The organism is Flavobacterium sp. LC2016-01, from assembly GCF_009711135.1.
Classification (GTDB): Bacteria; Bacteroidota; Bacteroidia; order Flavobacteriales; family Flavobacteriaceae; genus Flavobacterium.
On record NZ_WMIC01000012.1, the window covers coordinates 53,165 to 69,234 of the forward strand.

Here is a 16,070-nt window from a genome sequence, read left to right on the forward strand (position 1 = left end):
ATATTCGTATAACAATATTTTTAGGCGAGTCTAAAACTTAGGTGTTAGAATTTAAACAATTCGGGCATAATCCTGACAATGTAAAATTGATTTCTTTCACTTTGTAATTATGCGGCATAATATAACTCGGTTTTACATTTTCGAGACATGTAATTTCATGACAGTTTTCACAGCTGAAATGAGCGTGATTATGTATGTGAACTCGCTGGTTAGAATGATTGCATTTTGCATATTTTACTGTTCCGTCGAGGTTCGAAATTTTGTGCACAATATCGTCGTTAACTAGTCGATCAAGGATTCTATAAATAGTAACGCGATCGCAGACATCGTTCAATTGTTTTTGAATTTCGGTGTGTGAGAGCGCGGTTCTGGATTTTTCAAAAACCTCTAAAACGGCCGTCTTTGCTGTGGTGTTACGTGTAGTTTTCATTTTTATAAATTAAAAAATTTATCGCAACATTGTTGCAACTAATAAAATTGTGATATATTTGCAACTAAATTGCATTAAGCAAATCTGCAACTTATGAAGAAAACAACAACATCTTTTTACGATATTTTAGGAATTTCAAGCGCGACATTTTGCTTGGTGCATTGCTTGATTTTTCCTGTTCTGACAATCCTTCCTTTAGGACTAATTCATAACCCGATAATCGATTTGATTTTTGCTTCTTTTGGTTTATTTGCAATAATCAAAATTATAAAAAAATCATCGCTTTTAGTGTCGTCAATTTTAGTTGTTTCAATGAGTTTAATTTGGATCAGTATTTTGAGTGAAATCATGTTTGAAATGCATCTTGAATTAATCTATTTCGGCGGCATCGGAATGATAATCGGGCATTTATTGAATTACAATTGGCACAAAAAACAAAATCATTAAAAAAATAAAACCATATAAGTTATGTAAGCCCATTTAAAGTGAAGCTTAAATCATCTTGTATAACTTATTTGGTTTAGAAAGTGTTAGCATTTTGAGAGATTAAAAATAGATGCTTTTAATATTTTTCTTCAAAGTTTAAACAGAAATCTAACACATTGAATTCAATCCGTTTAAAATTATTGTAATTAGAAACAATATTTATCAAATTTAATTTTTAGTTTTGTCTAAATTTAATTTTATAATGATGAAATATTTATTTTTGACAATATTAATAATTTCTGCTACACGCCTTTATTCGCAAAATATTTCCGGAAAAATTGACAGTCTAATTCCTGCAGGACAGGAAATTAATATCAGCTTATTAAATACAAACTTTAAAACACAAACCGATTCAATTGGCTTTTATAAATTAGAAAATGTTCCGAAAGGGAATTATAAAATACATGTAACTTCAACGGGATTCAAACGCATAACCCAAAAAATTTCGGTTTTAGAAAATCAAAATTTAAATCTTGACTTTGAATTGACTGAAGATCAAAACGAACTTAACGAAGTTGTAGTTTCAGGAACCTTAAAACCAGTAAAACGTTTAGAAAGTGCTGTTCCGGTTGAGGTTTATTCGCCGGTTTTCTTCAAAAAAAATCCAACGCCAAGTATTTATGATGCGCTTCAGAATGTAAATGGCGTTCGGCCACAGCTGAATTGCGGTGTCTGCAACACGGGCGATATTCATATAAATGGATTGGAAGGTCCTTATACTTTGATCTTAATTGACGGAATGCCAATTGTGAGCAGTCTTTCGACAGTTTACGGTTTGTCTGGAATTCCAAATTCTTTGGTGGAAAGAATTGAAATTGTAAAAGGCCCTGCTTCATCTCTTTATGGAAGTGAAGCGGTTGGCGGTTTGATCAATATTATCACTAAAAACCCAACAAACGCTCCAATGTTTTCTGCCGATTATTTTACGACTACTTATTTCGAAAACAATCTTGATTTGGGAATGAAATTTAATATCGGAAAAAAAGCCAACGCACTTTTGGGCCTTAATTATTTCAATTACAATCAGGTTATTGATAAAGACAAAGACAATTTTACGGATGTGACCCTTTCTGACCGAATTTCGGTTTTTAATAAATGGAGTTTTCTGCGAAACAATAATCGGCTTTTCAGTGTTGCGGTACGCGGGATGTACGAAGATCGTTGGGGCGGAGATGTGCGCTGGGAAAAGAAAAATCGCGGAGGCGATGAAATTTATGGCGAAAGTATTTATACCAAAAGAGCCGAATTAATAGGCAGTTACCAATTGCCATTTGAAGAAAAATTGATGCTTTCGTTCTCTGGAAATGTGCATTATCAAGACAGTCGTTACGGAACAACGTCATATATCGCGAATCAGAAAATTGGTTTTCTACAATTGACATGGGATAAAAAGATAGGTCGAAATGATATGCTTGCCGGAATTGCCAGCCGATATTCGTATTACGATGATAACACAACAGCAACTAAAGAAGCTGAAAGTACTTGGCTTCCGGGCGTTTTTGTTCAGGACGAAATTACATTTTCTCCAAAAAGCCAGGTTTTGCTCGGAATGCGTTATGATTACAATTCGATTCACGGTTCTATTTTTACGCCAAGATTTGCCTATCGATTCAAAGCCAATGAAAACACGATTTTCAGATTAAATGCGGGAACCGGATTTAGAGTTGTGAATTTGTTTACCGAAGATCACGCTGCGTTGACAGGTTCAAGAGATGTTGTGATTGCAAATGATTTGAAACCGGAACAGTCGGTAAATGTGAATCTGAATTATATTCAGAAAATTAATTTTGGCAATGGAACTTTTATGGGTATCGAAACAACGGCTTTTTACACCCGTTTCAGCAATAAAATCATTTCTGATTACGAAACTGACCCAAACAAGATTGTTTACGATAATATCGACGGATATGCGTTGAGTCAAGGAATCAGTACGAATGTCGATCTTAATTTTCCGTCAGGTTTAAAATTTATTGTGGGCGCGACAATTCTAGATAATAAAAATGTGCAGAACGGAATTTCTGAAAGACCTTTTTTAACCGAGAATTTTACTGCAACCTGGAGCGTTTCATACAAAATACAGCCGTGGAATTTATTAATTGATTATACCGGGAATGTTTACAGTCCGATGAAGTTGCCTTTGTTGAGCGAAACAGATCCTCGAAATCCAAATTCGCCTTGGTACAGCATTCAGAATATTCAGTTTACCTTTACGGGCTGGAAGAATTTTGAGCTTTATGGAGGCATCAAAAATTTGCTGAATTTTACGCCAATGCAAAACAATCCGTTTTTGATTTCGAGAACAAATGATCCTTTTGATAAAAATGTGCAGTACGATTCGGCCGGAAAAGTTTTGGTTAGGCCTGATAATCCTTATGGTTTGACTTTTGATACGACGTATGTTTACGGACAAAACCAAACGATTCGCGGGTTTTTGGGATTGCGATACACTTTGAGATGATTTTTTATAGCCACAGATTGCACAGATTAAATGGATTTTTTTTTAGATTTTGATTTGCATTTGTCAGGCTGAGCGGAGTCGAAGCCCCGTTCCAATTGGCGAGCCCTTCGACTCCGCTCAGGGTGACAAATCAGAAAAAAATCCATTTAATCTGTGCAATCTGTGGCCCAAAAAACAAAAAACAAAATGAAAAAGCTTTTTCTATTAATCTTCTTCTTCGGAATTTCAGCAACAGGTTTCTGTCAGCTGAAAAGCCATTCTTTTGAAGAAATTGACAGTTTACAGCGAATTCAAAAACGAAAAATCATTATTTTCATTCATACCGATTGGTGTCAGTTTTGCCAAAGAATGAAAGCAACAACATTTAAAAATCAGGAAATTATCGAAAAACTAAATTCAGATTTCTATTTCATTGATTTTAATGCGGAGGAAAAAAGAGAAATTACTTTTAATAATCAGACATTTAAATACAAACCTTCGGGAAATAATGTTGGCGTTCATGAACTGGCTTTACAGCTCGGAACAATAAATAATCAGATTGCATATCCCGTTTTGTGTGTTTTGAATGAGAAAAACGAAATTATCTTTCAATATAACAACTATTTGTCATCAAAGGATTTTAAAATTCTTTTAGAAAAACTAAAAGAATAAATTCCTTATTTTTGAAAATGAACTCTTCTCAAATCAAACATTTCGATTACATTTTTACTGGCGCCGGACTGGCTTCTTTAATGACCGTTTATAAAATGGTTTTGTCTGGCAAATTCTCAGATAAATCAATTTTACTGCTTGATAAAGACGCTAAAAAAAACAATGACAGAACTTGGAGTTTTTGGGAAAAGGAAGCGTCAATTTGGAATTCAATTGTTTCAAAAAAATGGGATTTGGCTTTGTTTGCCAATGAAAATTTCAAACGTGATTTAGATCTTAAACCCTATTCATACAATAAAATCAATGGTTTAGATTTTTATAATTTCGTTTTTGAGAATATTTCAAATCAGTCGAATATTACTTTTTTAAATGAAAAAGTGACTGATATAAATGAACTGGAAAACCATGTTTTTGTTGGCACAGAAGAAAATCGATACACCTGCCATTATTTGTTCAACAGCATTTATACTAAGGCTTTCGCCGAAAGTCAAAACAAATATCCCGTTTTACAACAGCATTTTACGGGCTGGTTTATAAAATTAGAATCAGAAGTTTTTAATCCAGAAGAAGTCATTTTTATGGATTTTTCGGTTGAACAGAAAGGAAATACAAGATTTATGTATGTTTTGCCAACTTCTAAAACAGAAGCTTTGGTAGAATATACTTTGTTTTCAGACAAACTTCTTCCAAAAGAAGAATACGAAAATGAAATTCAAATCTATTTGGAAAAACTCGGAATTCATCAATATGAAATTATCGAAAAAGAGCAGGGAAGTATCCCGATGACGAGTTATCCTTTTTGGAAAAAGAACACCAAAAGAGTTTTAAATATTGGAACTGCCGGCGGTTGGACAAAAGCCAGTACGGGTTATACTTTTAAAAATTCGGATAAAAAATCTTCGGAATTAGTTGAGTTTATTGAGGGTAAAAGTGCTTCGACTCCGCTCAGCATGACAATGTTTCATAAAAAGAATAGATTTTGGTTTTATGATTTATTGCTTTTAGATATCTTATATCGTCATAATGAATTGGGAAGTTCTATTTTTTCTTCTTTATTCAAAAAAGGAAATGCCAAATTGATTTTTAAATTTTTAGATGAGGAAACCAATTTATTCGAAGATTTTCAAGTAATCATGAAATGCCCAAAAATGCCATTTATAAAGGCTTTGAAAAGAGTTATACTGAAGTAAAAGCAGGTTTTTTCAAGCTTTTGACTTTGTGACTTTCCAACTTTCGACTTTATCAATCGAACTATAACAAAACTTTATACTTCAAATTAAGTAGTTGCGGGTAAACTTTGTAACTTTGCAGCATAAAAGTAAAATTTAAAAAATAAAAATATGTATCCACAAGAAATGGTAAAACCTATGGAAGCTGAATTAACTTCTGCTGGTTTTCAAGATTTACATAGTGCTGAAGCAGTTGATAACGCTATCAAAGCTGAAGGTACCACTTTAGTTGTTGTAAACTCTGTTTGCGGTTGTGCTGCAAGAAATGCACGTCCGGGAGCAAAAATGAGTTTAGACGGAGCTAAAAAACCAGATCACCTTATTACAGTTTTCGCTGGCGTTGACAAAGAAGCGGTTGATGCTGCAAGACAACATATGTTTCCATTTCCTCCATCATCGCCATCTATGGCTTTGTTCAAAAACGGAGAATTGGTTCACATGTTAGAGCGTCACCACATCGAAGGCCGCCCAGCTGAATTGATCGCTGAGAATTTGCAAGACGCGTTTAACGAGTTTTGCTAATTTAAGGGACTAAGGTTCTGAGTTACTGAGGTTCTAAGGTTTTAGGCTCAAAGTGACAAAGGTACAGAGGCACAAAGATTTAAAACAAAAGCACTATAGAAATATAGTGCTTTTGTTATTTTTATACGTTTTTAGTTCAAAATCTTAGAACCTTAGTGCCTCAGCATCTCAGAACCTTTAAAGATTCCATCCCCCGCCAAGTGCTTTATATAACTCAACCATCGAACTTAATTGTCTTTCAGATAATTGTGCCAAGCTTAATTGTGCGTTGAACAAATTGGTTTCGACATCTAAAACTTCTAAGTAGGAAACGTAACCGCTGTCATATCTTTCGCGGGAAAGATTAAAGTTTATTAAGGCCGCTTTAACTTGTCTGTCGCGAGCTTTCCATTCTTCTTTGTACGTTTTGATGTTTTGAATAGATTGTTCTACTTCAGAAACGGCGCCAATATAGGTTTTTTGATAAATGAATTTGAATTGTTCTGCTTGTTGTCTATTGATTTCAACCCTTCTTTTGTTTTTTCCAAAGGCAAATATCGGACCTGCAATTCCGGCCGATGCATTTTGCGAATAGGAGCTTCCCAGAAATAAATTGCTTAAATCGGCACTCGCGAAGCCAGCAATTGCAGCCAGATTCAGAGATGGAAAACGCATCGCCTGAGCTACGCCAATTCTTTCATTCGCTGCTTTGTATCGTAATTCAGCTGCTTTTACGTCCGGTCTGTTTTCTAACAAAGCTGATGGAAGAGAAAGTGGAATTTCACTGACAATTCGCAATTCGGTATTGCTTTTTCCTCTAGGAATTTCAGTAGGAAGCTGACCAGTAAGAAGCGCAATTGTGTTTTCCTGATACGTTATTTGTCTTTGAATGTTTGGAATCGCAGCTTCTGCAATTGCTACCTGCTGTTCAATTTGTACTTTGTCCACTTCAGAAATATAACCGCTTTTAAATCTTTCGTTTATAATATCATAGTATTTCTCTCTGGTAGAAAGCGTTGACTTTGTAATTTCCAGCTGTTCGTCAAGGTTTCGCATTTGAAAGTACGCATATGCAATATTGCTGACGATTTCTGAGAGCACCACTTTACGGGCTTCTTCAGTAGCAAGGAGTTCGCTTTGAACGGCATTATTTTCATGACGGTATTTTCCCCAAAAATCAAGTTCCCAGGACATACTTGCTCCGGCATTTGAAGGCGTAAAGTTTTTCTTGTTGCTGTTTATTGTGGCTCCATATTGAAATGTCGGAAACAAATCGGCTTTGGCATAACCTAATTCGGCACGAAGCTGATCAATTCTGGAAACCGCGATTTTGAGATCGTAATTGTTTTCCAAGCCTTTTTTAATCAGGTCTTTTAAAACATCATCATTAAAAAGATCAAACCATTTCAAATTGGTTACGTTCGCCAGACTGTCTAGGTTTCTTTCGTTTTTATATGAATCTGATTGCTGCTGTTCTGGTTTGCTATATTTTGGCCCCACCATACAGCCCACAGGAAATAGGATCAGGATAAATATAACGACGATTATTTTATGTCTCTTAATCATGGCCCGTAGTATTTGGTTCCACATTATCTTCCGTAGATATGACTGTATCATCTTTCTTTTTTCCGATGTTTTCAATCATTACAAATAGACCCGGTACAATTAATACACCCAAAACCGTGGCGATTAACATACCGCTGAATACCGCCATTCCCATTACGATACGAGCTTGCGAACCTGCACCAGTTGCGGTCAATAACGGAACTACTCCAAGAATGAATGCAAACGCCGTCATTAAAATTGGCCTGAAACGCAATTTCGCCGCCACCATCGCCGACTCGTAAAGCGGTTTTCCTTTTTCGTATTCTTCTTTGGCAAACTCCACAATCAGAATGGCATTTTTAGCAACCAATCCAATTAACAATACGAGTCCAATTTGGGCAAAAACGTTATTTACATAAGCATCACTTCCAAATCTAGCGAGCATTAATCCTAAAAAGGCACCAAAAACCGCAAAAGGAGCTCCGAGCAAAACACTGAAAGGCAGTTTCCAGCTTTCATATTGTGCGGCAAGAATTAAGAATACAAATACCAATGCCATTATGAAAACCGAACCTCCGCCCGGCGAATGTTTTTCCTGATAAGACAAGTTGATGTAATCGAAACTCATATCGGCAGGCAAAGTCTGTTTGGCGACTTCTTCTAATGCAGTTAAGGCTTGCGCACTACTATAACCGTCATTTGGGCTTCCGCCGATTTCTGCAGATCGGAATAAATTTAAACGATTGGTAAAATCTGGACCTGTGACTTTTGTTGCTGTAACGAGTGTTGATATTGGCAACATATCACCGGCATTATTTTTCACATAAATCAAATTTAAATCTTCTGGTCGAACACGATCAGCTGCTTCACCTTGAAGATAAACTTTGTATTGACGGCCAAATCGGTTGAAGTCGTTTACATAACTTCCTCCTAAAAAGGCTCCTAATGCTTCTGTAACTTTAGAAACAGGAATGCCTAATTTCATCGCTTTGTCGTTATCAATGTCTAATTTAACCTGCGGTGTTCCGGCATTAAAAGTGGTATAAATTCGTTTTATTTCTGGACGCTGTTGTGCGGCGGCAATAAAAGCCTGAGTTTGTTCGGCCAAGTATTGAGGTGTATTTCCACCTCTGTCCTGAAGCATTAAACTGAAACCTGCCGATGCACCTAAACCTTGAATTGCAGGCGGACCAAATGAAAAACAAGTGGCTGTCGTAATTTGAGTGGCAAGTTTCATATTAAATCGGTCCACAAATTGTTTGGCCGTTTCTTCTCGGTCTTCCCAAGGTTTTAATGAGATGAAAATAAACGCATTGTTAGGTTGATAGGAGTTAGTAAGCATACTAAATCCGTTTATCGTCGTATAGGATAAAATAGATTTTTCTTCTTTTAAGAAACTATCTACTTTTTTCGAAATTTCATCTGTACGCTGTAATGACGATGCGGGTGGCAATGCAATATTGACTAAAACGTAACCCTGATCTTCTTCGGGAATAAATCCTAACGGAATTTTCTTTCCTAAAAATGCAGTAGCGACTAATATTACTACGAGCAACAGCACAATTCGAATGGCCTTTTTAGCAAAAAAGGTTGCTCCGCTGATATATTTTCCGGTAACTTTTTCGAAGATTCTGTTAAATCCGGCAAAAAACTTCGCCAGCCATCCGGTTTGTTCTTCGATCGGTTTGGTTGGTTTTAACAGCATCGCGCAGAGGGCGGGACTTAGCGATAACGCACTAAATGCCGAGAACGCGACCGAGACGGCAATCGTTATGGCAAACTGCTGATAAAATCGTCCGGTAATTCCTGGTGTCATTGCAACCGGAATAAACACGGCGCATAAAATCAAAGCAATCGCAATTACAGGACCCGAAACTTCCTTCATGGCCTGAACGGTTGCTTCTTTCGGACTTTTGCCATGTTCAATATGATGAATAACGGCTTCTACAACCACAATGGCATCATCCACCACAATACCAATTGCGAGTACTAATCCGAGAAGCGATAATGTATTGATGGAAAATCCTAATAAAGGGAAAACCGCAATAGTTCCGATAAGCGAAACCGGAACAGTAATCAACGGAATTAAAGTAGCACGCCAATTTTGAAGAAAAATGAATACTACTAAAATTACTAATATAATGGCTTCAAAAAGCGTGTGAACAATATCGTCAACTCCGGCAGTAATGGCTAAAGTGGTGTCCAAAGATTCCTGATATTCGATATCTTTTGGAAATTTTTCAGATAACAGTTTCATCGTACTTTTAGCAGTTTCAGCTACATCAAGAGCGTTACTTCCTGGCATTTGATACACCGCTACAACGGCGCTTGGTGAACTGTTTCTTCGTGCGGTTGAGCTGTAGTTTTCTGTTCCCAATTCAATTCGGGCAATATCACCCATTAAAACTTGTGCTCCGTCTTCTTTGCTTCGAACAACGATGTTTCCAAATTCTTTTTCCGTAACTAATCGGTCCTGAAGTGTAACACCATATGTAAATTCGGTATTTGGAGGAGCAGGCTCAGCACCAAATTTTCCTCCCGGACTAATCATGTTTTGAGCGTTCAGTGCATTTTTTACATCTTCAACGGTAATGCCGAGTTTGCTCATCATATCGGCTTTAAGCCAAATTCTCATCGAATAATCACTTCCTCCAAAGAGCGTAACTTCTCCAACTCCTTTGATACGGGCCAATTGATCCACAATATTAATACTCGCATAGTTGTTCAAAAACTTCGCATCATATTTTGGATTGGTTGAGGTAACCGTAAAAAGCATCATCGGGAAAGACAAAGATTTCTTTACCACAACCCCTTGTTGTTTTACACTCGAAGGCATAAATGGCGCCGATTGGTTTTGTCTGTTTTGGGTAAGCATATTGGCATTATCCAAATTGGTTCCTACATCAAAAGTTACTTCGATTGTACAGGCACCGTCAGAAGTGTTGATGGATTTCATGTATAACATGTTTTCAACACCATTTACTTTTTGCTCAATTGGCGTGGCAACAGCCTGTTCAACATTCAGCGCATTTGCTCCTGTAAAAGAAGTAGTGATTTTTACAACAGGAGGATTAATATCCGGATATTGCGAAATAGGCGTTTTTTGTAAAGCCAGTAATCCAAGTATCACAATAATAATACTGATTACAATAGCAACGATTGGTCTTCGAACGAAAAATTCTCCCATAATACTATGTATCTAGATTATTATTTAGTAACTGCAGTTTCTGTTTCACCTAATTGCCATTGTGTGACTTTTGGCGTAATAACGCTTCCATTTTTCAATAGTGAAGTACCTCCCATGGCTATTTTGTCGCCGGGTTTTAAACCTTCTTCAATAATATATCCATTTTGAACCGCCGGACCTGGTTTTACAATTTGCATTTGCACTTTGTTGTCATTTCCTAAAACATAAACCTGATAAATACCTTGTACTTCTATAACGGCACGTTGCGGAATTACAATGGCATCTTTGCGAATGTCTGTCAGCAATGCAATTTTTGCATACTGTCCCGGACGAAGTAATTTATCAGGATTTGGAAATGCGGCTTCAAATGTTATGGCGCCAGTTGCCGGATCTATTTGTCTGTCGGTAAAACTTACTTTTCCTGTTTGAGGATAAATTGAACCATCTGATAATTTTAAAGTCACAGTTGCTCCGGAACCTCTTAAAGCCGAATTTGGTTTGTTGAATTCTCTATAAAGACGCAAAAATTCCTGCTCACTCATGGTGAATCGAACTCTGACGTCTCCTAAATCAGAAATGGTATTTAAAATGGAAGCCGCACCCGGGCGTACATAATCGCCAACTCTCACTTTCGAGATTCCGATTAATCCGGAAATTGGTGCAACAATTCGGCAGTAGCCTAATTCAATTCTAGCATTTTGCACTGATGCGTCTGATGCTTTGATTTGTGCAATGGAAGCTGTATATGCTGATTTAGCCGAAACTAATTCTCTTTGACTCACTGCATTCATTTTTGCCAATGGAGCAATCATGTCCAAATCTGATTTGGTTTTTGATAATCTCGCTTGTGATTCTGCGGCGCCTCCTTCAGCTTCATTGAGTTTGGCTTTATAAGGCAATGGATCAATGGTATACAATAGTTGTCCTTTTGAAACAAAACTGCCTTCCTTAAAATTTATACTTTCGATAAGACCATCAACCCTAGGATTAATTTGAATATCAGATTGACCAAAAGTTTGTCCAGTATATTCAGATTCTATTTTAACATCCTGTTGTAAAACGGTTGTAACTGAAATTTCAAGTGGCTTGGGTTGTGGCGGGGCTTCTTTTTTGCAGGATAACAATAAAAAAAGTAAGAAGATTGCTGGAGGGTAGATTTTGTTCATTTTTAATTTTTTATTAAATTTTATTAAAACTCAACTAACTAAAAACCAAATAATTCCATAGCTAAGTTAACATTTTTTTAATTAAGATTTGAAATATTATTTTCATTTCTATTTTTTATTAAATTTATATGTAATTGATATTCAATTGTTAATAAAGCCGACTAAATGATGTAAAACATCGCTAAACTGCATTTTTTTGTAAGAATAAATTTTTATAGTGTCCAGTTTTAATTCTAAAAAGCTCCTATTATGTCAAAAAAAAATAAAATAAAATCGAAGAATTTGAATAGCGCTTCAAGCAATCTAAAAGCATTAAGCAAAAAAGAATTACTGCATAAGGCCAAAAAGTTCTCCGAACAATATTGTGTAGGTGATGATAAAGATTTTACGCTAAAGGAAAAGCCTACTTCTTATTTTGGAGATGAATCAAAATCGGCAATTAAAGAAGCTTTGCAAATGGGAGTAAAAGCATTGGCGGCGATGCAGGACACTCTATATGCGCAGGATAAATGGTCGGTGCTGATTATTTTTCAGGCAATGGATGCGGCGGGAAAAGATGGTGCAATCAAACATGTAATGTCTGGTATAAATCCGCAAGGCTGTCAGGTTTCTTCTTTTAAAGGTCCAAGTTCTGAAGAATTAGATCACGATTATCTTTGGCGCTGTCAAAAACATCTGCCGGAAAGAGGGCGAATCGGGATTTTTAATCGCTCTTATTATGAAGAAGTTTTAGTAGTTCGCGTGCACGAACAAATTTTGAGAGGACAAAAAATTCCTGAAAAATTGATTACCGAAGATATTTGGGACCAGCGTTTTCAGGATATCCGAAATTTTGAAAAATACTTAAATAGAAACGGAACCGTTGTAATCAAATTTTTTCTGAATGTTTCCAAAGAAGAACAAAAAAGACGATTTATAGAAAGAGTTGATAATCCCGATAAAAACTGGAAATTCAGCGCAGCCGACGCCAAAGAAAGAGGTTATTGGAATGATTATATGTTCGCTTACGAAGAGTTGATCAAGAATACATCAACCAAAAAATCACCTTGGTACGTTATTCCGGCCGATAATAAATATTATGCCCGAATTGCCATCGCATCAGCAATTATTCATGCTTTGGACGAAATGGATTTAGAATATCCAAAAGTAAGCGAAGAAAAAATCACAGAGTTGAATGCAGTAAAACAAGCATTGCTCGATGAAAAAGATTAAGAAGGAAAATAATTTATACAGTTTTGCTTTTTTTCTTTTTAAAAACCTTAGTACCTCAGAACCTTTGTAACTTAGAACCTTTTTCCGTACTTTTGCCGCTCATAAAAATATTCTTAACTTAAAACTGTTTATAGCATGCAACTGTATAACACTTTGAGCGCAGAAGAAAGAGCTGTCATGATCGATGATGCAGGTAAACAACGTCTTACGTTGTCTTTCTATGCGTATGCCAAAATTGAAGATCCCAAAAAATTTCGCGATGATTTATTTCTAGCCTGGAACGCACTCGACGCTTTAGGCCGAATTTATGTTGCCAATGAAGGAATAAATGCTCAAATGAGTATTCCTGAAGAAAACTTGGAGGCTTTCAGAGCAACTCTTGAAGTTTATGATTTCATGAAAGGCATTCGTTTGAATGAAGCTGTAGAACATGATGATCATTCCTTTTTAAAATTAACCATTAAAGTGCGCCACAAAATCGTTGCCGACGGTTTAAACGACGAAACTTTTGATGTAACTAATATTGGCGTTCACTTGAAAGCCAAAGAATTCAACGAGATTCTTGACGATCCAAACACCATTGTAGTTGATTTTAGAAATCACTACGAAAGTGAAGTTGGACATTTTAAAAATGCCATTACTCCAGATGTTGAAACTTTCAGAGAGAGTTTGCCAATCATCAACGAACAGCTTCAAAATCATAAAGAAGATAAAAATCTGGTAATGTATTGTACCGGAGGAATTCGCTGTGAAAAAGCAAGTGCATACTTTAAGCACCAAGGCTTTAAAAACGTGTTTCAATTAGAAGGCGGAATTATCAATTATGCCAAACAAATTGAAGCGGAAGGTTTAGAAAGCAAATTCATCGGGAAAAACTTTGTATTTGATAATCGCCTTGGAGAAAGAATCACGGATGATATTATTTCCCAATGTCACCAATGCGGAAAACCTTGCGACAATCACACCAACTGTGAAAACGATGGTTGTCATTTATTATTTATTCAGTGTGATGAATGTAAAGCCGCAATGGAAAACTGCTGTTCAACAGAATGTTTAGAGATTATTCATATGCCTTTGGTTGACCAAGTTCGTTTGAGAACCGGAAAACAAGTTGGAAACAAAGTATTCAGAAAAGGTAAATCAGAGAATCTAAAATTCAAACATTCGGGAGAACTGCCGAATGCTGCTCTTGCTGAGGTTGAAAAACCAGCCGATATCCGTCAGAAAATAAAAGTAAAAAAAGTACTTCTTGGAAAAGCGGAGCATTATTATGTAAAAGCGCAAGTTGGCCAATTTACAGTTGAAAATCAAGAAGTAAAGGTTGGTGATAAAATATTAATTTCTGGCCCAACAACAGGTAATCAGGAATTAGTTTTAGATAAAATAATCGTTGATGGCGCAGAAACCCAAACTGCAAAAATTGGTGATAAAGTTACTTTTGAAGTTCCCTTCAGAATCAGATTGTCTGATAAAATATATAAGATTTTAGAATAAAAGCGTTTAGTATAAGTCTTTAAAAAACAGCTGTTTTCAATAATATATTTAGTGCGAAACTTTAGCACGTTCAAATACCACATAAAGTTAATTTTAAGAGAAAAGTATAAGCTTTAAAATTAATTCACAATGACATTTCATGAAAAAATTGAACTCATGGCTCCCGCAGGGAGCTTTGAGTCACTTCAGGCTGCACTAAATAATGGTGCAGATTCTATTTATTTTGGTGTAGAACAACTCAACATGCGCGCCCGTTCAACGGTGAATTTTACGATTGATGATTTAAAAGAAATCGCCAATCGTTGCGAAGCAAAAAATGTTCGAAGCTATCTTACTTTAAACACAATTATTTACGATCACGATTTGTCTGTCGTAAAAACAGTATTGACCAAAGCTAAAGAAGCAAGCATTACTGCTGTAATTGCTTCTGACCAAGCCGTAATCGCCATGGCAAGATCAATAGGAATGGAAGTTCATATTTCCACACAGTTGAATGTAACGAATATCGAAACTATAAAATTCTACAGCTTATTTGCCGATACAATGGTTTTAAGCCGAGAATTAAGCTTACGTCAAGTGAAAAATATTACGGCTCAAATTGAAAAAGAGCAAATAAAAGGTCCAAACGGGAATTTGGTTGAAATCGAAATTTTCGGACACGGAGCTTTGTGTATGGCGGTTTCGGGAAAATGTTATTTGAGCCTGCATTCGCATAATTCATCTGCGAATCGTGGCGCCTGCAAACAAAACTGCCGAAAAAAATATACGGTTATCGATCAGGAAACTGGTTTTGAAATCGAATTGGATAACGAATACATGATGTCGCCTAAGGATTTATGTACTTTGGATTTTCTAGATCAAGTTATCGATTCCGGAATTAAAGTTTTAAAAATTGAAGGACGAGGACGCGCGCCAGAATATGTAGCAACAGTAACCAAAACTTATCGTGAAGCCATTGACGCCTATTGCGATGGAACTTTCTCAAAAGAAAAAATTACAGTTTGGATGCAGGCTTTAGAAACGGTTTACAATCGCGGTTTCTGGTCAGGTTATTATCTTGGGCAAGAGTTAGGAGAATGGAGTAATATTGCGGGATCTGCAGCAACACAGAAAAAGGTTTATGTGGGGAAAGGAACACATTATTTTCCAAAAGCTAATATTGGTCAATTCAAAATTGAAGCTTACGAGATTAAAATCGGAGATAAAATTTTGGTTACCGGACCAAGTACTGGTGCTCAGGAAATGATTATCGACGAAATGTTTGTAAACGATCTTACGGCAGAAAAAGCAACAAAAGGTGACGATTGTACTTTTAAACTTCCATTCCGAATCAGAATGTCGGACAAATTATATAAAATTGTTGAGGCGTAATGGTGATTGTTACTTTACAAAGAGACAAATGCATTGGCTGTAATTACTGCGTCGAAATGGATCCGTTACATTTTCAGATGTCAAAAAAAGACGGAAAATCGGTTTTGATTCATTCTGAAAATGCAAAAGGTTTTTTTACCTTGAAATCTCCCAGTCATGCAATTGTAGAAAGCTGTGAATTGGCAGCAAAAGCTTGTCCGGTAAAAATTATTACGGTTAAAAAAACCTGAAAAAATGAATTTATAGAACAATAAACAAGCCTATTTTGTGACAAACAGAATAGGTTTTTTTATTTAACAACCCTTTAGAAGTAATCTATAAATAGCCAAATAAAAAAAAT

General features: G+C 36.1%; 13 protein-coding genes. 9 read left to right on the plus strand and 4 right to left on the minus strand.

Features of this window, described 5'->3' with window-relative positions; genetic code table 11:
* Positions 1 to 37 precede the first annotated feature (37 nt).
* Complete coding sequence (locus tag GKZ88_RS20420) at positions 38 to 430, minus strand: transcriptional repressor (RefSeq protein WP_155104162.1); 393 nt, start codon at positions 428 to 430, stop codon at positions 38 to 40.
* 93 nt (positions 431 to 523) lie between these two features.
* Here GKZ88_RS20420 and GKZ88_RS20425 point away from each other — a divergent pair, with 93 nt between their 5' ends.
* From GKZ88_RS20425 to GKZ88_RS20445, 5 genes are all read left to right on the plus strand, one after another.
* Positions 524 to 877, plus strand: a complete 354-nt coding sequence (locus tag GKZ88_RS20425; RefSeq protein ID WP_155104163.1) for a MerC domain-containing protein — start codon at positions 524 to 526, stop codon at positions 875 to 877.
* 244 nt (positions 878 to 1,121) lie between these two features.
* Positions 1,122 to 3,374, plus strand: a complete 2,253-nt coding sequence (locus tag GKZ88_RS20430) for a TonB-dependent receptor (protein WP_155104256.1) — start codon at positions 1,122 to 1,124, stop codon at positions 3,372 to 3,374.
* A gap of 186 nt (positions 3,375 to 3,560) precedes the next feature.
* On the plus strand, positions 3,561 to 4,025 hold the full coding sequence (locus GKZ88_RS20435; RefSeq protein WP_155104164.1) for a thioredoxin family protein: 465 nt from the start codon (positions 3,561 to 3,563) through the stop codon (positions 4,023 to 4,025).
* A gap of 17 nt (positions 4,026 to 4,042) precedes the next feature.
* On the plus strand, positions 4,043 to 5,215 hold the full coding sequence (locus GKZ88_RS20440) for a lycopene cyclase family protein (RefSeq protein WP_155104165.1): 1,173 nt from the start codon (positions 4,043 to 4,045) through the stop codon (positions 5,213 to 5,215).
* 150 nt (positions 5,216 to 5,365) lie between these two features.
* Positions 5,366 to 5,776, plus strand: a complete 411-nt coding sequence (locus tag GKZ88_RS20445) for a BrxA/BrxB family bacilliredoxin (RefSeq protein WP_133527365.1) — start codon at positions 5,366 to 5,368, stop codon at positions 5,774 to 5,776.
* Between the two features lie 177 nt (positions 5,777 to 5,953).
* Here the strand turns inward: GKZ88_RS20445 and GKZ88_RS20450 are convergent, their stop codons facing one another.
* The 3 genes from GKZ88_RS20450 to GKZ88_RS20460 are packed head-to-tail and all read right to left on the minus strand — an operon-like array spanning position 5,954 to position 11,653.
* The gene (locus GKZ88_RS20450) at positions 5,954 to 7,321 is read right to left on the minus strand and encodes an efflux transporter outer membrane subunit (protein ID WP_155104166.1); all 1,368 of its coding nucleotides are present in this window, start codon (positions 7,319 to 7,321) and stop codon (positions 5,954 to 5,956) included.
* Positions 7,314 to 10,487 (minus strand): efflux RND transporter permease subunit, encoded by a 3,174-nt coding sequence (locus tag GKZ88_RS20455; RefSeq protein ID WP_155104167.1) that lies wholly within the window; start codon positions 10,485 to 10,487, stop codon positions 7,314 to 7,316. The genes GKZ88_RS20450 and GKZ88_RS20455 overlap by 8 nt, the downstream gene beginning before the upstream one ends.
* A gap of 20 nt (positions 10,488 to 10,507) precedes the next feature.
* Positions 10,508 to 11,653, minus strand: coding sequence for an efflux RND transporter periplasmic adaptor subunit (locus GKZ88_RS20460; protein ID WP_155104168.1), 1,146 nt, complete (start codon positions 11,651 to 11,653; stop codon positions 10,508 to 10,510).
* A 249-nt stretch (positions 11,654 to 11,902) separates the two neighbouring features.
* Between GKZ88_RS20460 and GKZ88_RS20465 the strand changes: the two genes are divergently transcribed.
* The 4 genes from GKZ88_RS20465 (at position 11,903) to GKZ88_RS20480 (ending at position 15,960) form a co-directional block, all read left to right on the plus strand.
* Entirely contained in the window at positions 11,903 to 12,865 is a 963-nt protein-coding gene (locus GKZ88_RS20465) for a polyphosphate kinase 2 family protein (RefSeq protein ID WP_155104169.1), read from the plus strand.
* Positions 12,866 to 13,000: 135 nt separating this feature from the next.
* Positions 13,001 to 14,359: a rhodanese-related sulfurtransferase gene (locus tag GKZ88_RS20470; RefSeq protein ID WP_155104170.1), complete on the plus strand. Its 1,359-nt coding sequence runs from the start codon at positions 13,001 to 13,003 to the stop codon at positions 14,357 to 14,359.
* Between the two features lie 129 nt (positions 14,360 to 14,488).
* Entirely contained in the window at positions 14,489 to 15,730 is a 1,242-nt protein-coding gene (locus GKZ88_RS20475) for a peptidase U32 family protein (RefSeq protein ID WP_155104171.1), read from the plus strand.
* Positions 15,730 to 15,960: a ferredoxin gene (locus tag GKZ88_RS20480; RefSeq protein WP_155104172.1), complete on the plus strand. Its 231-nt coding sequence runs from the start codon at positions 15,730 to 15,732 to the stop codon at positions 15,958 to 15,960. Before GKZ88_RS20475 ends, GKZ88_RS20480 begins: the two co-directional genes overlap by 1 nt.
* The last annotated feature ends 110 nt before the right edge of the window (positions 15,961 to 16,070 follow it).